This window comes from Bacillus sp. PAMC28571, from assembly GCF_014250435.1.
Classification (GTDB): Bacteria; Bacillota; Bacilli; order Bacillales; family Bacillaceae; genus Bacillus; species Bacillus safensis.
In genome coordinates, this window is the sequence record NZ_CP060191.1 from 1,139,706 (window position 1) to 1,159,775 (window position 20,070).

A 20,070-nucleotide genomic window follows, 5' to 3' on the forward strand; every position below is an offset into this window, starting at 1 on the left:
CATGATTTGTTAAGAATTGAGGAGAATGAAAATGAATAGGAGAAAGGGCATTTTACTTGTACTCATAGGCGCCATCTGCTGGGGTGTAGGAGGAACGATTTCACAAAAATTGTTTCAGCAATATGGGATTGATGTCAATTGGCTTGTGACGGTCCGGCTGCTCATCTCAGGGGGATTGCTTTTATTTGTTCATGTGATGACAAAAGAAAAAACACATCTGATGGGTGTGTGGCAAAAGAAGAGGACAGCGATGCAAATCCTTCTATTTGGACTAATGGGGATGCTGGCTGTTCAATATACTTATATGGCATCCATTCAACATGGAAATGCTGCTGTGGCAACGCTGCTTCAGTATACAGCCCCTGTTATGATTATCGTGTATTTGGTCATTCGCAGGCAATCAACCTTCACTAGAAGAGATCTAGTCACAGTGGTATTGGCTTTAGCAGGTATGTTTTTCTTATTGACGAATGGTTCTATTTCAACATTAACCGTTCCATTTGCGGCAGTGATGTGGGGAATATTATCGGCTGTGGCGCTCTCGTTTTATACGTTATATCCAATCAGACTGTTAAAACAATTCGATTCTCTAGTGGTTGTCGGCTGGGCGATGCTGATAGGAGGAGGCGCCCTTAGCTTGATCCATCCTCCTTGGAAGGTTAATCTCACTCATTTACCTTTTGAAGCGTATGTCTATTTATTATTTGTGGTCATATTTGGAACGATGATCGCTTTTTGGTTTTACATAGAAAGTTTGCAATACTTATCACCAAAAGAGTCGAGCTTAATTGGAAGTGTTGAGCCCCTTGCAGCAGTCGTTACGACAGTTTTCTGGTTAAAAGAGCCATTCGGACTTTTCCAATGGATAGGGACAGCTTGTATTGTCTATATGATTTTATTCTTGGCATTGTATCAGCCGAAAAAATGAGAGGGATGGGTGTTGAACAATAGAAGGAACGATAAGAAGAGTTGACTGAATGAAATATAAATAAAGTGAACTATTAGTTCATGATAACTACCTATTTATTAAAATGGGTAGTTTCTCAAATGATATTTTTTATATGATGTAAGCAGATGAATTATTTTGTATGAATAGAATAAGCGCAATAAAAACAACCATTAAAGTCCGTTTCATTTGTCATTTGTTTGGCTTCGCCCATGGCGCTTTCCCCATTCATATGCATGCCAATCAATGTACGGCTTGCAGCATCACCTAAAAATGCACAATCTTCTGTATGTACAACAAACTGTCCCTGTTCATTCTTTGTATGAATAAAATAGTAACTTTTTAGCATTTCCTTCACCTCCAACCTGACTATCCTACTATAAAACGTTTAATGATGTAAAGGAATTTTATTGTGAAAAACAAGAAAAAATGGATCAACAAAACAAAACGAGAGGTGCTAAATGGATGGAGGGGGGAGTAAAGCGAGGTAAATGTGATTTATTTATGCATGCTTCAAGCAGATTCTATGGGCAGAGGAAATGAAATGAAGGATGTTTCAGCCATGCAAAAAGGACTTTCCTGAAAAGAAAGTCCTTTTGCTATTTACTTATTGAACTCCCTGACCCTTTAGTTCACGCTGCACGTCTAAGTCGGCAGCTTCTCTGCTGAACTTTGGCAGTGTAATGAAGTAAAAAAGGAAGACGAGTAAAATAATAAAGCCCATTCCGTAATAAATATAAGAAACATTTGTGATGAGTTTTGGAAATAATACAGCAATCAGACCTAATGTCATCGATTGAGCAAACATAGTAAGCGGATCAACCCATCCTGACACACGGCCCATCAGGCGTGGGTGGACGATTCTAGGCAGCCAGCCGCCAATGACAATGTTGACTGGGCCAATGCATGTACCAATGACAAATGACGTGACATAAAACAACCATAAGGTATGGGTAGAACCAAGGACAAAAATCAAAATACCTGCGACCAAAATTGGAATCGACATGAGATATTGCATCTTTACCTTTTTAGCGAGGACAGAGCCCATTAAGCTTCCAACGAGCAAGCCTGCACCGATCGCAATGGTAAAAAAGGATGTATGCAGTTCAAAATGGTCTGGTGAAAGTCCATATTTCATTGTAAACATCGGAAGAACGGCAAATGCACCATTGACTAGACCGAAAACAAAAAAGCCAAAAATTAAAGAAGCCAATAATTTATTTTTTAAAATATACAGGATGCCTTCTTTAAAATCTTTCAGAGACGTTTTGATGGTCATGCCTCTCCAGCCAGCTTGTCCATTTGGCTGACGCGCTTCAATTGGAATGTTACATGAACGAATCAGGATGCCTGAAATAATAAAGCTGACCAAATCAATTGTAATGGCACCGTGAAGTCCAATCGTCTTATACATAATGGCACCAAGTCCAACGCCAAATACCATAAATAAACTAAACAGCATTTGATTTAAGCCAGCGGCTTTTGCATATTGATCTTTATTTAAAATCGCCTGAACGAGAGAAGCTTCAGCTGGATAGAAGAACTTCGTAATGGCACTTCGAATAAACAAGATCAAGAAAATAAGTGGCAGTGAATTAAAATAAATAACGATGAATAATACAATCGTCAGCCCAGCTCGTATCCAATCACAGTTCTCTGCGACTTTTTTACGATCAAAACGGTCTGCGACCACACCGACCATAAAAAAGACAAAGACGGTAGGAAGAGAATACATAAGTTCAGCCAATGTGGCGTATGCGGGCTGATGACTAAAATGGTCGAGCAAATAAAAGGCAAACGCCATATTGCCTACTGTTGTCCCCATTTGCGAAGCAAGTGCCGCAAAAAAGAGACGAACAAAATTTCTGTTTTTAAAAATATCCATAAATACGCTCCTTAACCTGAAGATCCCACTTTATATCATATAAAATTTTAACCATTCGTACAATTGATTTCATCTACTGGCTAATGGTCACAGGTGTTCCGTTTGGAACGAGTGAAGCAAGCTCGATGACATTCTGATTATACATGCGAATGCATCCTCTAGAAACAGCTTTACCAATTGAAGACGGGTTATTCGTACCGTGAATGCCGTAATGAATTTTTGAGAGGCTCAGCCAATAAGCGCCAAAGGGACCTCCTGGGTTTGGCTGTCTGTTGACAATATAATAAGAACCTGTCGGTGTCATATTTAAAATTTTCCCTGTTGCAATCGGATACGAACGAATAAGTTGTGATCCAGAAAACAAAACGAGGCGTTTCGTTGAAATCGAAACAAAGATGCGGTATGGGATCGTATTAGGATCTGGCAAACCAGGTATGATGATGACCTCATTTTGTTCGGGCTCGCGAGCTTGAAGTGACGGATTTGCAGCCTTTAAGGCATCTGTTGTTGTTCGAAAATCAAGCGCTATAGAAGCAAGAGTTTCTCCTCTTTTCACCGTATATCGCAGCACCAAAGTACACTCCTTTTACTCAAATAAAAGAAGCCATGATGCCGTCACTTGACATACTATATGGACGGAATCAGGCCCAGTAAGGTTTCTCCTAACATTTGTCATGAGAAAGAACTTTGATTATACATATGCAGGAGAGGGCGGTTTGGCTTCTATTTATACACGAGATGTAAAGGTAAAAAAGGTTAACTCTGGCTTGGCTAAAAACCGAAGCGGGAGACGTGTTGTCCCAAGTCCACGGTTGACATAGATGCGGTGCTGATCGCTTTCGTATAAACCTTCTACATATGTACGGCCGTAAGGTGCTGTGAGAATCGGTCCATAGAAAGGCAGCTGCACTTGACCGCCATGCGTATGCCCGGAAAGCTGCAAGTTAATAGGTGTTGTTTTCAGCTCTAATGCTGCATCAGGCTCATGGACGAGCAGCAACGTAAATAAATCAGATGATACTTCCCGTTTGATCAAATCGTAATCAGGCACGCTCATCATAAGGTCATCCAGTGCAGCAATCTGAATATGTGCATGATCTTTTTCTAATAGAAACACATCATTTTTACATAATGTAAATCCACAAGCCTCCATTGTTTTCTCATAAAGCTCCACGCCAAATGGTCCGTAGTCATGATTTCCGTAGATGGCGAGTTTACCGAACGGAGCATGAAGCTTATTCAAATAAGTCTTCGCTTTTTCATGCTCTTGGGTGGATGCTTGAAAATCAACGAGATCACCTGTGAACACAATGAGATCTGGAGATGCAGCATTGATTTTCTGAACGATGGCTTCTAGGTCCTTCGCAGGAAATGTATCACTCAAATGAACGTCACTAAATTGGGCTATTTTAAACTGGTCAAATGAAGCTGGAAGCTGAGTATCTCGAATGGTCAGTGACACGGTATCGATCATGCGCGGCTCAATGTACCTGGCATATCCATATCCACAACTTGTAGCCAAAAACCCGAGAATACTAGCACCAGCTGCTCCTTTTAAAAATTGTCTGCGGGAAAGCTGCTTCATATAAGACTCCTTTATAAATAAAATTAAGTATAGCATCATATTTGGATAATCTCCCATATGGTGCACCGAGGGTCAATCATGATATGATAGACAATAATGAATGAATAGTCATTCAAATCATACAAAGGGGGAGAACAAATGACGAAGCAAACAGTGATTGTGACAGGGGGATCAAGCGGTATGGGGAAGGCAATGGCTGCCCATTTGGCAGCTGAAGGCTGGAATGTTGTGATTACTGGTAGAACGGAAGAGACGCTGGAAAAGACGGCAAAAGAAATGAAGCAGAAGGGCGGAGCAGTCGCTTACTTCCAAATGGATGTGCGAAACCCAGAGGATGCTGACCAAATGGTCAAGTTTGCGGTGGATACATTTGGTGATGTCGATGCCCTCATTAACAACGCAGCAGGAAATTTTTTAGTGCCAGCAGAAAAGCTGTCTCCTAACGGCTGGAAAGCTGTGATTGATATTGTGTTAAATGGTACATTCTTTTGCAGCCATGCAGTGGGCAATTACTGGATTCGGCAAAAGAAAAGGGGAAGTATCCTTAACATGGTGGCTACCTATGCATGGGGTGCTGGTGTAGGCGTGGCGCATTCGGCGGCAGCAAAGGCCGGCGTGTTGTCTCTCACTCGAACGCTTGCTGTGGAATGGGGGAAGCAATATCGAATTCGCGTCAATGCGATCGCACCAGGTCCAATTGAGAGAACAGGCGGAGCAGATAAACTATGGGAATCTGAAGAGGCAGCGCAAAGAACATTAGATAGTGTTCCTCTTGGCAGACTGGGCACACCTGAGGAAATTGCAGCGCTTGCGAGCTTTTTATTGTCTGAGCATGCGTCTTATATAAATGGAGATTGTATCACGATGGATGGGGGACAATGGCTCAACCAATCACCATTTTGATTGACGATGTAAGACCTGCTTTTGATGTGGTATAATCACACAAAGAGAGAAGCAGGTGATGAAAATGGTCGATCCATTGGATATTTTAACGAATATTGAAGATGTTTTCCCGCACTATCAAGCAATATTCAGTGCGGAAGAGCAAAAAGTGATAGGCTATGAGATTCTAGGAAGAATGAAGCTTGAGTCAGAAACGGTCAGCCTAGGCTCCTTCTTTACGGATTCATCTATTCCTGACGAATATAAATTGGAAGTAGATCACAAAGTATTGACTCAAGCACTTGATCTCTTCACAACTGCAGATGACGATTTGCTCATTTTTATTAATCATGATGCCAATATCCTCATGCTGGATCATGGAGAAAGCTTTTTAGAACTTTTAAAGGAATATGAAGCACGGGGCATTCAGCTTAACCGGTTTGTTATTGAGTTTGCAGAGCATACGTTTAGCGGCGACATTGAACAGCTATACCATACGTTAACGTATTATCGTACATATGGGATTAAAATCGCTGTCTCAAATATAGGAAAAGAAAGCAGTAATCTTGACCGGATTGCCTTGCTTTCACCCGATTTATTAAAAATAGATTTACAGGCATTAAAGGCATCGGCTCCATCTCCTTCCTATGAATATGTCTTGTACAGCATTTCATTGCTTGCAAGAAAAATAGGAGCAGCCTTAATTTATGAGGATATTGAAGCAAATTTCCAGCTGCAGTATGCTTGGAGAAATGGCGGGAGATATTTTCAAGGGTTCTATCTTCATGAGCCTGCAGGAGAATTAATCGACCGAAGCCACCGAAAAGATCAGCTTAGAGAAGAATTCCAGCAATTTATTGCTCATGAGAAAAAGAAGCTGCAAGCGGTCTACGAACATTCTGAAACATTCTATAAACGAATTCATCAAGCTGTTACGACTTTAAAGAAATCGTGCAGTACAAATGATGAGCTCATTCAAAAGCTGGCACTCGAACTAACAGATTGCAGCTTCCGGATTTATATGTGTAATGAAGAAGGCTTTCAAATCACTGGAAATGTGTTCAAAAAAGAAGAAGAATGGCTGTTTCAGCCGGAGTATATAGAAAAAAACTGGAGCTGGCGTCCTTATTTCCTAGCAAATATTCTTCAAATGAGAATTAGCGGAAAAGGATTTTTCAGCGATATTTACAGTGATTTAGAAACCGGTGAGAGGATACGTACGTTTTCTTATCCTTTAGAGGGAGATATGTATTTGTTTATAGACCTTCCGTATGCTTATTTATATGAGCAAGATGGATTAATTTGAAGATGCGGCGTGAAGACAAACCCTCTCATTCGTTGTCAGTCCTATGTGCTAGTGCTCGCGAATGTATAATTCGCTCCGCTCCGGTACTCGTCCTTCCTAGACTTCAAAAGTTTTCTATCACACTGAAATGTAAACAAAAGGCAGCCTTGAAGGCTGCTTTTTTTGATAGAAAAAAGAAATAAAAAATGGTTGACAATGAAACTGATAATCATTATCATTTAGTTATAGAGAGAAGCTACTCTCTGTTCCCCAACCCCTCTATCAGATCAAGATCCAAAAAACTTGGCGCTACCCCCGCCAAGTTTTTTTTGTGCTTCAATCTTTCCCTTCATGCATAGGACAGCCCAAACCCTCCATACATCTTAAGTGATGATAGTTAGACAGTAGGAGGGAAACATCATGATCAAACGTGACACGCGGCTGCTCATTGATTTGCCAAGACCAGATCACCCAGATGCAAATGGTGCCGCTGCTGTGCAAGAATTACTCGGCGGAAAATTCGGTGAAATGTCCACATTAAATAATTACATGTTTCAATCCTTTAACTTTAGAGGGAAACGAAAACTCAAACCGTTTTATGACCTCGTATCCAGTATTACAGCTGAAGAATTCGGTCATGTTGAGCTTGTGACCACAGCCATCAATCTCATGATTACAGGAACCACCCATGGCGGGGACCCAGATACGACGCCGATGAAGGCAGCTGTCGATAAACGAAATACACAGCATTTTATTCAAACAGCCCAAACAGGCTATCCGTTTGATTCAATGGCAAAACCTTGGACAGGAGAGAATGTGTTCTCAAGCGGCAACCTGATTCTTGACCTCCTTCATAATTTCTTCCTTGAATGCGGAGCACGTACGCACAAAATGCGTGTATATGAAATGACGGACCACCCTACAGCAAGAGAGATGATCGGTTATTTACTTGTCAGGGGCGGCGTGCATATTGTGGCATATGCAAAGGCACTAGAAGTCGCTACAGGAGTAGATGTAGGGAAGATGCTGCCAATCCCAAATCTTGATAACAAATACTTTGATTCAGCGAGAAAATTTGAAGATCAGAATGTTCATACAAAGCTGTATACATTTAGTGATACGGACTACAAGGATATCAATAAAATTTGGAAAGGCAGCCACCCGATTGATGGAAAACCGCTGACAGTCATTGAGGGCACCCCGCAAGGTGCACCTGTGCCAGATTATAGAGAATTACCGGAAGAGTTTGCTCCAGGCATATCAAAAGAGGATTTTGATGAAATTGCGAAACGACTGATGAGATCTGCTGGTTTATAAAAATCATGGTGCATGAGATGAGAAAAAAGACTCAAACTAAAAAAACAGATTCTTTTTCTTTTTTTGAATTCAAGAGGAAAAATATCATCTGAGAACACTTTATGGTATGATGCTTTGTAGGACTTGTGTATAATCAATACGGGTTCATCTTGAGTTGTTTTTTTGAAAGGAGTCTTTTTTTAGAATGTCACAATTAATGGGTATCATTACAAGGCTGCAAAGTCTTCAAGAGACAGCAGAAGCTGCAAACGAGCCGGCACAGCGTTATTTCGAAGTGAACGGTGAGAAAATCTGTAGTGTTAAGTATTTCGAAAAGAATCAAACGTTTGAATTGACTGTTTTTCAACAAGGGGATAAGCCAAACACTTTCCCATTTGACAACATTGATATGATTTCGATTGAGATTTTTGAGCTTCTACAATCCTAAGCTGAATCGTATGAAATGTTTTTTCTGAGGATTCCTTCGTTTATTGCGGCAGCATACATGGATCATCATAGATGATATGTACAAATGGAAGATGATCAATCAGCGCATTTTTCGGATAAGAGACCATTAAAAAGGAGTTCCTTTCTGTGAGTGATTCTTTTTTCTACAATCTTTCTGAAGATCGTTTAGCGTTTTCTGATGTCGTCATGAGAATGAAAGACTTTATTCGAAAAGACCCTAGATCCGCCTATGTGTTATCAATTGGTACGGACTCTCAGGTCAATCAAAATGTCACAACATTTATGACTGCAATTCATCTCCACCGGATTGGCAAAGGAGCTTGGGGCTGCCTCACACAACAAGTGATTGAAAGACCCGTGCAAAGTCTTATAGAAAAAATTTCATTAGAGACAGCGTTTAGCCAAAAGGTATGTGCAGACATCCTTGAGGGGCCTTTAACAGAACTGATGGATTTGCTTCTTCCGTTTGCTGAGGAAGGGGCAGACCTTCGTTTTGAAGCCCATCTGGATATTGGCAAAAAAGGAAGTACGAAAGAGCTGATCCAGGAAATGACCGGAATGATCACAGCTATGGGAATTGAAGCAAAAATAAAACCCGACTCATATGCAGCATTTTGCTATGCCAATCGATACACAAAATAAATTCCGTCATTTTTCTCCAAACCTTGTCGAAACGTGCGGTTGACGATTCGATTCTAGTTCCTTATTCTAGCTGTATAGAGAGGAAGCAGACATTCAAAAGCCTGCTAATCAATATAAAAGCATATATGAAACAGGGGGCCTGATGTTGAATGAGCGTCATCGAAAATCGTTTTAATGAAGAAGAGAAAAAGCTATTATTAAACGTATTGCTGAATCAGGAATATGCTGTCGAATTACTAAGCAGTGAGATCAATGATATAGAATGTGGAACAAAAAATGTCGACGACAATACGTATAAGCAATTGATCACATTGTATGACAGAGTAAGGTTTGAGAATTAATATTGGTTTAACATTCTATTAGATACTCGGGGGCTGAGTATCTTTTTTATGCAGAAAAAATCTTTCGACAAAATTCGTTTTAGTTTATGCTTAATCGTAATGGGGAATGTATGATTGATGATTGAGAGAAAAGGGGTCGAAGAAACATGATAGAGATAGAGCCGACTCAATTGCTTGAGTCCACAGTAGCCGAGCATATGATTGATGCAGATAAAGTCGCACATGTTCAAATTGGCAATAACCTTGAGCATGCCCTATTGGTCCTAACCAAAACAGGATATACAGCCATTCCGGTATTAGACGCTTCTTATCATTTACACGGGTTAATTGGAACGAATATGATTATGGATAAAATCTTCGGTTTAGAACGAATCGAATTTGAGAAGCTCGACCAGTTGAAGGTCGAAGAGGTTATGCTGAAAGATATTCCGAGACTCAAAACGACAGATCCTGTAATAAAAGGCGTTCACGCTGTGACGAATAATGGATTTGTTTGTGTAGTAAATGAGGAGCAAGTCTTTGAAGGCATTTTTACTCGACGAGTTGTATTAAAGCGCTTAAATGAGGTCATTCATTCCGCGAAAAAATGAGCTGCAGCCCAGCTTATTTTTTTTTGCCTTCATAAGTTAAAATTTATATAATGAGCATATGGAATAAGAAAAACTTATAGAGAGAAAGGGGACGCCCATGCAGCTTCAGGAGTTACATATGCTTGTTGTGCTAAGTGAAGAATTGAATATGAGGAAGGCTTCGGAACGGCTCTTTGTCTCTCAGCCTGCATTATCACAAAGATTGCAAACGATCGAAAAGGAATGGGGAACCAAAATCTTTTTTCGTTCACAAAAGGGGCTGACTGTGACCTCGGCAGGTGAACAGATTATTCAATTTGCAAAAGAGGTGACGGTTGAACAGGATCGAGTGAGAGAGCGAATTGATGAACTTGAGGGTGACATTCACGGTACACTCAAGCTTGCGGTGGCGTCGATTATTGGACAGCACTGGCTGCCAAAGGTGTTAAAACGGTATGTTGAAAAATATCCAAATGCCAAAGTATCACTCGTTACTGGCTGGAGCAGTGAAATGCTCAAAAGCTTGTATGAAGATCACGTGCACATAGGAATCATTCGCGGTAACCCCGATTGGAAGGGGACAAAGGAATACTTGATGACAGATCATTTATATTTAGTCGATTCCGTGATCAAGGACGTAGATGAATTAATCAAGACAGAGCGGCCATTTATCCAATTTAAAAGCGACAGCACGTATTATCAGGAAATCCAGCACTGGTGGCACCAAAAGTTTAAAGTGTCTCCAAAGCAGACGATTTTAGTAGACCAAATTGAAACATGTAAACAAATGGCCTACCACGGCATCGGCTACGCCATTTTGCCTTCTGTTACCTTATATGACCACGAAAAAAGTGTTTATAAAACACCGCTTGTTGATGTGAACGGAGAGCAAATTGGCCGTGACACATGGCTGCTAGGCTATGAAGCGTCTTTTCAGTTAAAACAGGTACAAGCATTTGTCGGTGTGGTTAAAGAAATGCTTGAGAATGATGCCGTGTAAGTACCTTCTTGGAATAGGGAGGTACTTTTTTTTATGAAATCATTTGACAATGAAAATCATTATCATTTAAAGTGTACATATAATAATTGAAAATGATTATCATTTAGATGAGGTGACCGATAGATGAAAGCACTAATTGCATTTGCGAGTATGTCTGGAAATACGGAAGATATGGCAGCGATCTTAAAGCAAACACTTGAAGGAAAAGGGATCGATACAGAGATGATGGAATTTGATGATACGAATGCAGAAGACCTTTCCTCATACGATTACGTATTCATTGGTTCTTATACATGGGGTGATGGAGATTTGCCTTATGAAGCAGAGGATTTTTATGAAGAGGTCTCTACTCTTGAACTTAGCCACATCAAAGCAGCTGTCTTTGGATCGGGTGATTACAGCTATCCGAAGTTTTGCGAGGCTGTCCATACATTCCATGACATGCTGAAATCAACGGGTGCATCTGTTTTTCCTGAAACATTAAAAATGGAGCTTGCACCGGATACAGATGAAGATGTGGCGTGCTGTCAGGAATTTGCTGCGAGCTTTTTAACGTGGGCTGCTTTATCTGAGAAACGAGTTGAAAATCATGTTTCATAAAGGAGCAACAGCCGTTGCAGCATCTAAAAGCGGTGGATATTTTGTTGCTGTAAAACGTGAAGGTATTTTTCACTATAGTGTGGAGAGCGGATGGCAGCAGCTGTTTAAGCTCAAGCATAAAATCCATGCGATCAGCTATATTGGCCCTTATTTATTCGGTGTTGGTGAAAATGGTACAGTGATTAGATCAGGAGATGAAGGCAGTACATGGGCGTTATCTTCATTCCCAACAAATGCAGTCGTTTGGTCTATTACAGGACGCAAAGATGGATTTGTGTGTGCGCATGGAAAACATAGTATCTATGTGTCAAATGATTTCGGAATTTCCTGGGAAATTATGAAGCCATTTGCTCATGTGAATCATCCGCCGGTCATTCGTTCTTTATGTGCTACAGGTGACCATCTTTATATTGGAACACAGATTCATGAGGTTCACGGTGGAATATGGGTGTATGACTTGCAAAGTGAACAGATTTTTCTTCTAAACAGAGAGGAGCACCGAATGACGGCTTCTATGCTGCTCTGTCATGAACATCTTCTTGTTTGTGCGTTAGGTTCAAAAAAAGGCAAAAAAGGATCTGTTCAAATTTTAGATTTACATACAAATATTCTGCATGATATTCAATCACAGGCCTTTGCTAGAGAAGAATCATTTTTGGATGTGTCAGAGGATAATGGCATTGTGTATGTGACCACCTCACAAGACGAACACGGATTTTCTAAAGTGTATCAGCTTGATATTGAGCAAAAAGAGCTCAAATGGTTTGATACGATCAAAGGACATGGTTTTCGTGTAGCCAATCAAAACGAAAACTTTTTCTGTGCGGGTTTATATGAAAGTAAGTTTGTCAGGCCATATGAGGAGCCTGCATTGATTCATTGATAAGGAGGAAGAAAAAGTGACAGAAAAGGTTTTATTGGTATATGCCACGATGTCTGGAAATACAGAAGCGATGGCAGATTTAATTGAAAAAGGTATAACGGAAGCAGGAGCCAGCGTAGACCGGCATGAAGCGATGGATATTGATGCCGAGCTGCTCAATGATTACTCGCACATTATGTTAGGTGCGTATACTTGGGGAGATGGCGATCTTCCGGATGATTTTATTGATTTATATGAAGAAATGGAAGAGCTTGATTTAACGGGAAAAGCATTTGCAGTATTTGGTTCTGGCGATACATCTTACGAACATTTTTGCGGAGCTGTTGACCTAATTGAAGAAAAAGTGAAGGAGCTTGGCGGTGACATTGTCCTGCCCTCAGTTAAGATTGAGCTGAATCCAGAAGGGGAGGAAGAAGACGAATTAATATCTTTTGGCAAACAATTTGTTCAGCTTCACCAGCAAGAAGCGGGATAATCGGTCCCGCTTGTTTTATTTTCCATTGCGGAGATGACTCTTTCACTTGTCATTAAAACACTCCTTTGGTACAGTAATGAAGTATAAATTAAGAGGAGGACATACATACATGAAACAAATGGACGCTAATGAAATTATTTCATTTATTCAAAATAGTACAAAATCAACACCTGTCAAAGTCTATATCAAAGGTGACTTAGAAGGTATTGAGTTTGGTGAACATGCAAAAACATTCATCACAGGAAACACTGGAGTTGTTTTCGGTGAGTGGAGCGAAATTCAAGAAGCGCTAGCATCTAACAAAGATAAAATTGAAGATGTTGTCGTGGAAAATGACCGCCGCAACTCTGCAATTCCGATGTTAGATTTGAAAAACATTAAAGCCCGTATTGAGCCAGGGGCAATCATTCGTGACCAAGTTGAAATCGGTGATAATGCAGTCATTATGATGGGTGCTTCTATTAATATCGGTTCTGTGATCGGCGAAGGTACGATGATTGACATGAACGTGGTGCTTGGCGGCCGTGCGACAGTAGGTAAGAACTGTCATATCGGTGCTGGATCTGTTCTTGCAGGTGTCATTGAGCCGCCGTCTGCTAAACCAGTTGTTGTAGAAGATGACGTTGTCATCGGTGCGAATGCTGTTGTTCTAGAAGGCGTGACAATTGGTAAAGGTGCAGTAGTAGCTGCTGGTGCAATCGTTGTAAACGATGTAGAGCCTTACACAGTTGTAGCAGGTACACCTGCTAAGAAAATCAAAGACATTGATGAGAAAACAAAAGGTAAGACTGAAATCAAACAAGAACTGCGTCAGCTTTAATTCATATAATTCGCAGCTGAAGACAAAGACGTGGATGAGATATCCACGTCTTATTCGTATAGAAGAAAGGAAGTGAGTTCACTTGTTAAATCGTGAGCAATTAATATCCATTCGAAGAGATTTACACCAAATCCCTGAGCTTGGTTTCCAAGAATTTAAAACACAAGCGTATCTCATTCAGCACCTTAATACCTATTCAAAAGATCGAGTTGAGATTGAAACGTGGCGTACTGGGCTTTTTGTGAAAGTGAAGGGAACAAATCCAACGCGCGTATTTGCTTATCGTGCAGATATGGACGGTCTGTCTATTCCTGAGGAAACAGGGTATCCATTTGAATCTGTGCATGAAGGAAAGATGCATGCATGTGGACATGACCTTCATATGACCATTGCGCTTGGTATCATTGATCATTTCGTCCATGAACCGATCAAAGAAGACGTATTATTTATCTTCCAGCCGGCAGAAGAAGGTCCAGGCGGAGCTGAACCGATGCTTACAAGTGATGTATTGAAAAAATGGACGCCAGACTTTATTACAGCGCTGCATATCGCACCTGAATATCCTGTTGGAACAATTGCTACGAAGCCTGGTTTGTTATTTGCCAATACGAGTGAGCTTGTGATTGAGCTTGAAGGAAAAGGCGGACACGCTGCATATCCTCATTTAGCCAATGATATGGTTGTTGCTGCAAGTGCACTTGTAGGTCAGCTGCAATCGGTTATTTCGCGTAATGTCGACCCCCTTGATAGTGCGGTCATTACAGTCGGCACAATTACCGGTGGAACGGCTCAAAATATTATTGCGCAGCATGCAAAGCTTGACGGTACCATTCGCACACTATCCCCAGAGTCTATGGACAAGGTGAGAAAGAGAATTGAAGCATTGGCAAAAGGCATTGAAATTGGCTACGAATGCAAGGCAACCGTTCGATATCCTTCATCTTATTACGAAGTGGACAATTCAAAGGATTTGACTGAGGAATTTATGTCATATGTAGCCGAAGAAGGGCTAGCAAATGTGATTGAATGCAGAGAAGCCATGACAGGAGAAGATTTTGGGTACATGCTGAAAAAGTATCCCGGCTTCATGTTTTGGTTAGGGGTCGATTCAGAATACGGCCTGCACCATGCAAAGCTCCAGCCTGATGAAAACGCGATTGAAACAGCTGTGAAAGTCATGACGGCTTATTTTAAAAAGCAAGCTGGCGAATGAATAATCGAGCTGCCTCCTGTACACCTTATGAACAGGAGGTGTTCTTGATTATGACAAGAATTGGTGTAGAACAATCTTTATCCGATGTAGAAGAACTATTGAAGCAAAAAGGGTATGATGTCGTACGTATTCAAAATGAACAGCAAATGGATCAGTGTGACTGTTATGTCGTCACAGGACTAGATTCAAATGTTCTTGGCATTTCAGACACAACAACAAAGGCATCTGTTATTACAGCATCAGGTATGACGGCTGATGAAATTTGTCAAGAAGTAGAACAGCGTGTTCAATAAAACAAGAAAAAGAACCGGTAGATTATGATCCCGGTTCTTTTTGCTCTTTTTCTATATCGAGTACTTCTTTCATTTTTTTGCGCAAGATTCGTTCCACTCGCCATTGCTCCATTGTTTCAGTTTTCGCTATGATGCGCAGCACAAGGGAAGAGGAACCGAACGCCTCTACGCCGACAACTTGAGGACCTTCGATAATTTGCGGAGTTTCCTCCCGCACCTCATCACAGGCAGCTTGGAGGGCTGTGATCATCTGATCCACATTTTCATCCGGTGACAGCTCAATATCAACGAGTGCCTGCATCGTCCCTCTTGAATGATTGCTCACATTCAGTATGCTGCGATTTGGAATGAAATGAAGGGTGCCGTCAAAGCTTCGAAGCTGCGTGGTTCTTAGGCCAATTTGTTCGACAATCCCATCAAAGCCCGCGACCGTTATATATTCTCCTACATCAAATTGTTTTTCCAATAATATGAAGAATCCGGTCACAATATCACTCACTAACCCTTGAGCGCCAAAACCGATCGCAAGTCCCACAACGCCCGCACCTGCCAGCAAAGCGGTCGGGTTATAATGAAATAAGTCGAGGATCATCACAACTAGAATAAAAATCAATAAGTAGGCGAAAATATTTAATGTCAAACTTTGCAGTGTCTGAGCTCTTGATAAAGAGACTTCATGCTTTTCAGCGAATGTTGAATAGGCGCGCTTAATCATCTTGTTTCCTATGGCTCTGATGATAAAGTAAATGGCAAAAATGGCGACTAGTTTTAGCAAAATCATACTGCTATTGAGGATAATGGAAACCCAATCTACTTGTTGAAATGCTCTCATAATCTTCAAAACCTTTCTATGTATGCTCTAAAAGAGAAGCTAATCATTTGTTCCCTTATGCAAGTCATGTTAAACTTTTGATAAGTAGAGCAGGAATTGTGACAAATCGTTAATTAAATTTATTATTAATTAATATTGACTAAAAATCGCATAAGTATTATAATTGTAATTGTGAAGTTATTAACTAAATGAGAATTTTAAGTTTTGATTCTCATTTTATATACAGCTAAGAAGACTGTATAAAAGATATTATTTTTTGGAGGGATTTACATATGGCAGAGCGTTTTGTAGGAAAACAAGCTCCACGTTTTGAAATGGAAGCAGTACTTGCTAACAAGGAATTTGGTAAAGTAAGTTTAGAGGAAAACATGAAGAATGACAAATGGACAGTTCTTTTCTTCTATCCAATGGATTTCACATTTGTTTGCCCAACTGAAATTACAGCAATGAGCGATCGTTATGACGAGTTCGAAGATTTAGATGCAGAAATCATTGGTGTATCTACTGATACAATCCACACGCATCTTGCTTGGATCAATACAGACCGTAAAGATAATGGTCTAGGTGAATTAAAATACCCGTTAGCTGCTGATACTAACCACACAGTATCTAGAGAATACGGCGTTTTAATTGAAGAAGAAGGGATTGCTCTTCGCGGTTTATTCATCATTAACCCAGAAGGCGAACTTCAATATCAAACAGTATTCCACAACAACATCGGTCGTGATGTAGATGAGACATTACGTGTTCTTCAAGCATTACAAACTGGTGGACTTTGCCCAGCGAACTGGAAACCGGGTCAAAAAACACTTTAATTGATAGCTGAAGAAACAGGAGGGTCTAACTGATGTTAGACCTTTTTGTTTCGACACATACAATGGATGGAGGCGCTTCATAATGAAATTACGTCAACCAATGCCAGAACTAACTGGTGCAAAAGAATGGTTAAATGGAGAAGTAACAAAAGAAGATTTGATTGGTGACAAACCAACATTGATTCATTTCTGGTCAGTCAGCTGTCATCTTTGTAAAGAGGCAATGCCTCAAGTCAATCAATTCCGTGATGAATACAAGGATCAACTAAACGTTGTGGCAGTTCATATGCCTCGTTCAGAGGATGACCTAGATCTAGAAAAAATCAAAGAAGTTGCGAAAGAGCATGAAATCACGCAGCCAATCTTTGTGGACAGTGATCATCACTTAACAGAAGCCTTTGAAAACGAATATGTACCGGCATATTATGTATTTGATAAAACAGGTGCTTTGCGCCACTTCCAAGCCGGCGGAAGCGGAATGAAAATGCTTGAAAAACGTGTCAATCGAGTGCTTTCTGAGTCTGAAAAGGCTGCAGAATAAGCTTTCCCCCATAAATGGGGGTTTTTTCATGGGCAAAAATAGGAAGCATATGGCTTCGGATGAGTTTTTATGTAGGTGTTATTCCTAAGAAAAGAGAAAATGAGGGAGTTTATTAAAAAATATCCCTGAAACAAAAAGGTATAACGACCTATTTACATTTTTGTTTTGAAATGAAAATGTAAAGATTTTAACTTTTTACTATTCAGAACGTTTTTGCACAAAAGAAATTTCAGTTAGGTAAATAACTATATAAATCAAGTAGTATAAGCGTTTATTCAATTTTTTTACAATATTTTAAGGTTTGTCAAAAGCCTATAGTGGCAATGAAATGGGTGCCGATTTTTCCTCTTTGGCAAAATTTTAGTTGAAAATACCTATCTGTTAGCAAACTGTAAAATGATAAAAAAATAGTTGATAAAATTAGTTTTCTAATCTAATATTTACTATAGAATATTTTTTATATGATGAGGGGGAAATCCATTGTTTAATGAGAGGGAAGCGTTACGTTTACGATTGGAACAATTAAACGAGGCAGAAGTAAAGGTCATCCGTGAATATCAAATTGAGCGAGATGCGATTTATGCAAAATTAAGAGAATTAGACCGTCAAGGAACAGGTCTAGTGTCAGATACAAAAAAAGAAGTACGTACAGAGAGAAAGACGGATTCACTGCCTGTATTAGCTGAGCTTGCTGCGCAAGAAATGAGAAGCTACCAGCAGCCGGCACAACCACAATCATCATCTTTAGGAACAGGACAGCTAAACGGTGCACCTGTAGGTATTCCTGAAGGATCGACAAGACGCAGAAGAGGCACAGCTCGTCCTGGCTCTAAGGCAGCGAAGCTTCGTGAAGCTGCGATTAAAACGTTAAAACGTCATAATGCAGCGATTAAAAGCTCAGAACTTCAAAAAGAGATCGAAAAAGAGAGCGGTCTTGAAATCCCAAATATGACAACGTTTATGCAAAGCTTAATTAAAATGTACCCTGAAGTGAAGAAGCCTTATCGTGGACAGTATATTTTAGAAGGCGACATTCAAACAGAAGACGAATAAAATAAAAAACTGCTGGGCGTAAAAGCCAGCAGTTTTTTATTTCGAGAATTACTTCTTTTGATCAACTGTATAGACAATTTTGCGTTCCTTGGGCAGGTGATCACGCTGTTTTTTGAAGCTGTCGATTTTGACTGTCATGACCTCTCCATTACGCTGCACTGCATCAACGTGTTCCTGAAGTGTTTGAACTTGTTCGTTGAGTTTCTTCAAGATCGGTTCGATTTCTTCTGTCGTTTGCAGGATGCGGTCTCGTGAGAATGGCTGTGCATTTGTTTTTGCTGACTGGTCAATATCAGCAAAATGTGAGGCGATCCATTCTTCGCTTTCTGCTAACTGTTTTTGATAGCTTGTGAGCGTTTCGTAAAAAATCGCTTCTTTTGCTTTTTCTATTTGCAGCAATTTCTCTTGTGTTTCATAAAAACGCTCTTGAAGGTGTCTGACTCCTTCCTGTAATACATGAAACTCTGCATTTTTATCGCTCAATGTTTGCTGCAGCTTCTCAATCACTGCGGATAAAGTATTTCCTTTTTTCTCCTCTTTTGCAAGCTGTTTATCTTGATCCTCTATCCGCTCATTTAATTGTTGAGAGATTTCCTTATATTTGACAACTTTCAAATGCAGCCTGTGTTTTTCTTCGGTTTCTTTTCTTCTATGATAGGTTTCCTTTTGCAGCATCTCATGGAGAAGAACAATTTTATGTAATAATTCTGATTTGCTGTAGGAGAGTTCCTGTATTTTTGAGGCAGCATCGTGTTGATCATTGGTCATTTCATCCAATTGTTGTTTTAATTGCGTGAAATCCTTTTTCATCTCATGATATTCTTGAGTTAACTTCTTATTTTTAGAATACGTATATGAGGACTGTAAATCAGAGATCATTTGTTGATATTTGGCAGTTTCAGCTTTTAAGTATAAATTCTCTTGAGATAAATCATGGAATAGGGGAGAAGCATGGCGCCTGTTCATCGATAGACCCTCCTTATTCATGTTACCAATAAAGTATGCGAAAGGAGTGCGATTAGAACAACCATATCAAAGGAGGACTTAGAGGATGCACGTAGTGAATGTCATTTTAGCTGGAGGCGCTTCCAGACGCTTTGGAGAGCCAAAGGCAAGTCATATGTATCAAGGGAAACCATTATATGAGCATGTGAAAGAGCAGCTTTTAGAAGGGCAGACGGTTATCATCAGCCATCCGTCGCTTCTTCCTTTTTTCAAAGCAAGAGGTGAACAAAGTGTGTGGTTAGATGATGAAGAGGTGCGCGGATGCGGACCGCTTGCCGGCATATATACGGCGATGCAAAAGCAAGAGGCAGAATGGTATTTAGTAACGGCATGTGACATGCCTTTCATACGAAAGGAAACGGCGAAAGTATTATCGTCCTATTGCAGTGAGCACACAGATGCCATTATCCCGCTTGTTCAGGGCAGATTACAGCCTTTGTTTGCGCTTTATCACCGCCGCTCTCTGCCTTTTATTCGTGCGTGTTTAAAAGAGAATCAATTTGCCGTCAAGGACTTGCTTCAAAAGCTTCAAGTGCGCATCGTTTCAGAGGAAGAACTGAACGTGACATCAAACGAATTTCGTAATATCAATAAAAGAAGCGATTTACCTGAAAACGGTATGATATGATACATAAAAAACG

The 20,070-nt window shown here is 40.3% G+C and carries 25 protein-coding genes; 19 read left to right on the top strand and 6 right to left on the bottom strand.

Annotated elements, in window-relative coordinates; all coding sequences use genetic code 11:
• Window positions 1-31: 31 nt before the first annotated feature.
• The gene (locus H7F25_RS05580) at window positions 32-928 is read left to right on the top strand and encodes a DMT family transporter (RefSeq protein WP_024424711.1); all 897 of its coding nucleotides are present in this window, start codon (window positions 32-34) and stop codon (window positions 926-928) included.
• Between the two features lie 151 nt (window positions 929-1,079).
• On the opposite strand, the gene H7F25_RS05585 is transcribed toward H7F25_RS05580, so the two are convergent.
• The 4 genes from H7F25_RS05585 to H7F25_RS05600 all read right to left on the bottom strand — a co-directional run bounded on the left by H7F25_RS05585 (window position 1,080) and on the right by H7F25_RS05600 (window position 4,416).
• Complete coding sequence (locus H7F25_RS05585; RefSeq protein WP_024424712.1) at window positions 1,080-1,295, bottom strand: hypothetical protein; 216 nt, start codon at window positions 1,293-1,295, stop codon at window positions 1,080-1,082.
• A gap of 258 nt (window positions 1,296-1,553) precedes the next feature.
• Window positions 1,554-2,831 (bottom strand): MFS transporter, encoded by a 1,278-nt coding sequence (locus H7F25_RS05590; RefSeq protein WP_024426859.1) that lies wholly within the window; start codon window positions 2,829-2,831, stop codon window positions 1,554-1,556.
• Window positions 2,832-2,904: 73 nt separating this feature from the next.
• A complete protein-coding gene (locus tag H7F25_RS05595) occupies window positions 2,905-3,402 on the bottom strand; it encodes a L,D-transpeptidase family protein (RefSeq protein ID WP_039178139.1) in 498 nt (165 codons plus the stop codon).
• Between the two features lie 156 nt (window positions 3,403-3,558).
• The gene (locus H7F25_RS05600) at window positions 3,559-4,416 is read right to left on the bottom strand and encodes a metallophosphoesterase (protein ID WP_185854367.1); all 858 of its coding nucleotides are present in this window, start codon (window positions 4,414-4,416) and stop codon (window positions 3,559-3,561) included.
• 138 nt (window positions 4,417-4,554) lie between these two features.
• On the opposite strand from H7F25_RS05600, the gene fadH reads away from it, so the two are divergent.
• From fadH to H7F25_RS05670, 14 genes are all read left to right on the top strand, one after another.
• On the top strand, window positions 4,555-5,319 hold the full coding sequence (fadH, locus tag H7F25_RS05605; RefSeq protein WP_064498386.1) for a 2,4-dienoyl-CoA reductase: 765 nt from the start codon (window positions 4,555-4,557) through the stop codon (window positions 5,317-5,319).
• 64 nt (window positions 5,320-5,383) lie between these two features.
• Window positions 5,384-6,604 carry an EAL domain-containing protein gene (locus tag H7F25_RS05610; RefSeq protein WP_024426863.1) on the top strand — a complete coding sequence of 407 codons (1,221 nt, stop codon included), beginning with the start codon at window positions 5,384-5,386 and terminating at the stop codon, window positions 6,602-6,604.
• Between the two features lie 399 nt (window positions 6,605-7,003).
• Window positions 7,004-7,900, top strand: a complete 897-nt coding sequence (locus H7F25_RS05615; RefSeq protein WP_024424718.1) for a manganese catalase family protein — start codon at window positions 7,004-7,006, stop codon at window positions 7,898-7,900.
• A 184-nt stretch (window positions 7,901-8,084) separates the two neighbouring features.
• Entirely contained in the window at window positions 8,085-8,327 is a 243-nt protein-coding gene (locus tag H7F25_RS05620; protein ID WP_003212254.1) for a YkuJ family protein, read from the top strand.
• Window positions 8,328-8,473: 146 nt separating this feature from the next.
• Window positions 8,474-8,989 carry a ribonuclease H-like YkuK family protein gene (locus H7F25_RS05625; RefSeq protein WP_185854368.1) on the top strand — a complete coding sequence of 172 codons (516 nt, stop codon included), beginning with the start codon at window positions 8,474-8,476 and terminating at the stop codon, window positions 8,987-8,989.
• Window positions 8,990-9,138: 149 nt separating this feature from the next.
• A complete protein-coding gene (gene abbA, locus H7F25_RS05630; RefSeq protein ID WP_003210802.1) occupies window positions 9,139-9,330 on the top strand; it encodes an antirepressor AbbA in 192 nt (63 codons plus the stop codon).
• Between the two features lie 146 nt (window positions 9,331-9,476).
• Window positions 9,477-9,920, top strand: a complete 444-nt coding sequence (gene cbpB, locus H7F25_RS05635; RefSeq protein WP_039178150.1) for a cyclic-di-AMP-binding protein CbpB — start codon at window positions 9,477-9,479, stop codon at window positions 9,918-9,920.
• Between the two features lie 97 nt (window positions 9,921-10,017).
• On the top strand, window positions 10,018-10,899 hold the full coding sequence (locus tag H7F25_RS05640; protein WP_024424721.1) for a transcriptional regulator CcpC: 882 nt from the start codon (window positions 10,018-10,020) through the stop codon (window positions 10,897-10,899).
• Window positions 10,900-11,022: 123 nt separating this feature from the next.
• Entirely contained in the window at window positions 11,023-11,499 is a 477-nt protein-coding gene (locus H7F25_RS05645) for a flavodoxin (RefSeq protein WP_024426866.1), read from the top strand.
• Window positions 11,489-12,382, top strand: a complete 894-nt coding sequence (locus tag H7F25_RS05650) for a WD40/YVTN/BNR-like repeat-containing protein (RefSeq protein ID WP_103132186.1) — start codon at window positions 11,489-11,491, stop codon at window positions 12,380-12,382. Before H7F25_RS05645 ends, H7F25_RS05650 begins: the two co-directional genes overlap by 11 nt.
• Window positions 12,383-12,431: 49 nt before the next feature.
• Window positions 12,432-12,857, top strand: a complete 426-nt coding sequence (locus H7F25_RS05655) for a flavodoxin (RefSeq protein ID WP_047203713.1) — start codon at window positions 12,432-12,434, stop codon at window positions 12,855-12,857.
• Between the two features lie 109 nt (window positions 12,858-12,966).
• Window positions 12,967-13,677 (top strand): 2,3,4,5-tetrahydropyridine-2,6-dicarboxylate N-acetyltransferase, encoded by a 711-nt coding sequence (dapD, locus tag H7F25_RS05660; RefSeq protein ID WP_008347987.1) that lies wholly within the window; start codon window positions 12,967-12,969, stop codon window positions 13,675-13,677.
• An 82-nt stretch (window positions 13,678-13,759) separates the two neighbouring features.
• Window positions 13,760-14,890: an N-acetyldiaminopimelate deacetylase gene (locus H7F25_RS05665; RefSeq protein WP_185854369.1), complete on the top strand. Its 1,131-nt coding sequence runs from the start codon at window positions 13,760-13,762 to the stop codon at window positions 14,888-14,890.
• A 50-nt stretch (window positions 14,891-14,940) separates the two neighbouring features.
• Window positions 14,941-15,183 (top strand): YkuS family protein, encoded by a 243-nt coding sequence (locus H7F25_RS05670; RefSeq protein WP_024424725.1) that lies wholly within the window; start codon window positions 14,941-14,943, stop codon window positions 15,181-15,183.
• A 22-nt stretch (window positions 15,184-15,205) separates the two neighbouring features.
• Here the strand turns inward: H7F25_RS05670 and H7F25_RS05675 are convergent, their stop codons facing one another.
• Window positions 15,206-16,015: a mechanosensitive ion channel family protein gene (locus tag H7F25_RS05675; RefSeq protein WP_024424726.1), complete on the bottom strand. Its 810-nt coding sequence runs from the start codon at window positions 16,013-16,015 to the stop codon at window positions 15,206-15,208.
• 272 nt (window positions 16,016-16,287) lie between these two features.
• On the opposite strand from H7F25_RS05675, the gene ahpA reads away from it, so the two are divergent.
• From ahpA to rok, 3 genes are all read left to right on the top strand, one after another.
• Window positions 16,288-16,830 (top strand): biofilm-specific peroxidase AhpA, encoded by a 543-nt coding sequence (ahpA, locus tag H7F25_RS05680; protein WP_003211758.1) that lies wholly within the window; start codon window positions 16,288-16,290, stop codon window positions 16,828-16,830.
• Between the two features lie 82 nt (window positions 16,831-16,912).
• On the top strand, window positions 16,913-17,371 hold the full coding sequence (locus H7F25_RS05685; protein WP_024424727.1) for a TlpA family protein disulfide reductase: 459 nt from the start codon (window positions 16,913-16,915) through the stop codon (window positions 17,369-17,371).
• Window positions 17,372-17,851: 480 nt separating this feature from the next.
• Window positions 17,852-18,424, top strand: coding sequence for a transcriptional regulator Rok (rok, locus tag H7F25_RS05690; RefSeq protein WP_024426871.1), 573 nt, complete (start codon window positions 17,852-17,854; stop codon window positions 18,422-18,424).
• Between the two features lie 48 nt (window positions 18,425-18,472).
• Here rok and H7F25_RS05695 read toward each other — a convergent pair whose 3' ends face one another.
• Entirely contained in the window at window positions 18,473-19,390 is a 918-nt protein-coding gene (locus H7F25_RS05695; protein ID WP_034623329.1) for a coiled-coil domain-containing protein, read from the bottom strand.
• A gap of 85 nt (window positions 19,391-19,475) precedes the next feature.
• On the opposite strand from H7F25_RS05695, the gene H7F25_RS05700 reads away from it, so the two are divergent.
• On the top strand, window positions 19,476-20,057 hold the full coding sequence (locus tag H7F25_RS05700; protein WP_185854370.1) for a molybdenum cofactor guanylyltransferase: 582 nt from the start codon (window positions 19,476-19,478) through the stop codon (window positions 20,055-20,057).
• Window positions 20,058-20,070: the final 13 nt, after the last annotated feature.

What these genes read in the sequence shown, in the direction of transcription:
- H7F25_RS05580 (WP_024424711.1), top strand. Translation starts at nt 32, where the DNA reads ATGAATAGGAGAAAGGGCATTTTACTTGTACTCATAGGCGCCATCTGC.
- H7F25_RS05585 (WP_024424712.1), bottom strand. Translation starts at nt 1,295, where the DNA reads ATGCTAAAAAGTTACTATTTTATTCATACAAAGAATGAACAGGGACAG.
- H7F25_RS05590 (WP_024426859.1), bottom strand. Translation starts at nt 2,831, where the DNA reads ATGGATATTTTTAAAAACAGAAATTTTGTTCGTCTCTTTTTTGCGGCA.
- H7F25_RS05600 (WP_185854367.1), bottom strand. Translation starts at nt 4,416, where the DNA reads ATGAAGCAGCTTTCCCGCAGACAATTTTTAAAAGGAGCAGCTGGTGCT.
- fadH (WP_064498386.1), top strand. Translation starts at nt 4,555, where the DNA reads ATGACGAAGCAAACAGTGATTGTGACAGGGGGATCAAGCGGTATGGGG.
- H7F25_RS05610 (WP_024426863.1), top strand. Translation starts at nt 5,384, where the DNA reads ATGGTCGATCCATTGGATATTTTAACGAATATTGAAGATGTTTTCCCG.
- H7F25_RS05615 (WP_024424718.1), top strand. Translation starts at nt 7,004, where the DNA reads ATGATCAAACGTGACACGCGGCTGCTCATTGATTTGCCAAGACCAGAT.
- H7F25_RS05620 (WP_003212254.1), top strand. Translation starts at nt 8,085, where the DNA reads ATGTCACAATTAATGGGTATCATTACAAGGCTGCAAAGTCTTCAAGAG.
- abbA (WP_003210802.1), top strand. Translation starts at nt 9,139, where the DNA reads ATGAGCGTCATCGAAAATCGTTTTAATGAAGAAGAGAAAAAGCTATTA.
- cbpB (WP_039178150.1), top strand. Translation starts at nt 9,477, where the DNA reads ATGATAGAGATAGAGCCGACTCAATTGCTTGAGTCCACAGTAGCCGAG.
- H7F25_RS05640 (WP_024424721.1), top strand. Translation starts at nt 10,018, where the DNA reads ATGCAGCTTCAGGAGTTACATATGCTTGTTGTGCTAAGTGAAGAATTG.
- H7F25_RS05645 (WP_024426866.1), top strand. Translation starts at nt 11,023, where the DNA reads ATGAAAGCACTAATTGCATTTGCGAGTATGTCTGGAAATACGGAAGAT.
- H7F25_RS05650 (WP_103132186.1), top strand. Translation starts at nt 11,489, where the DNA reads ATGTTTCATAAAGGAGCAACAGCCGTTGCAGCATCTAAAAGCGGTGGA.
- H7F25_RS05655 (WP_047203713.1), top strand. Translation starts at nt 12,432, where the DNA reads ATGTCTGGAAATACAGAAGCGATGGCAGATTTAATTGAAAAAGGTATA.
- dapD (WP_008347987.1), top strand. Translation starts at nt 12,967, where the DNA reads ATGAAACAAATGGACGCTAATGAAATTATTTCATTTATTCAAAATAGT.
- H7F25_RS05670 (WP_024424725.1), top strand. Translation starts at nt 14,941, where the DNA reads ATGACAAGAATTGGTGTAGAACAATCTTTATCCGATGTAGAAGAACTA.
- H7F25_RS05675 (WP_024424726.1), bottom strand. Translation starts at nt 16,015, where the DNA reads ATGAGAGCATTTCAACAAGTAGATTGGGTTTCCATTATCCTCAATAGC.
- ahpA (WP_003211758.1), top strand. Translation starts at nt 16,288, where the DNA reads ATGGCAGAGCGTTTTGTAGGAAAACAAGCTCCACGTTTTGAAATGGAA.
- H7F25_RS05685 (WP_024424727.1), top strand. Translation starts at nt 16,913, where the DNA reads ATGAAATTACGTCAACCAATGCCAGAACTAACTGGTGCAAAAGAATGG.
- H7F25_RS05695 (WP_034623329.1), bottom strand. Translation starts at nt 19,390, where the DNA reads ATGAACAGGCGCCATGCTTCTCCCCTATTCCATGATTTATCTCAAGAG.
- H7F25_RS05700 (WP_185854370.1), top strand. Translation starts at nt 19,476, where the DNA reads ATGCACGTAGTGAATGTCATTTTAGCTGGAGGCGCTTCCAGACGCTTT.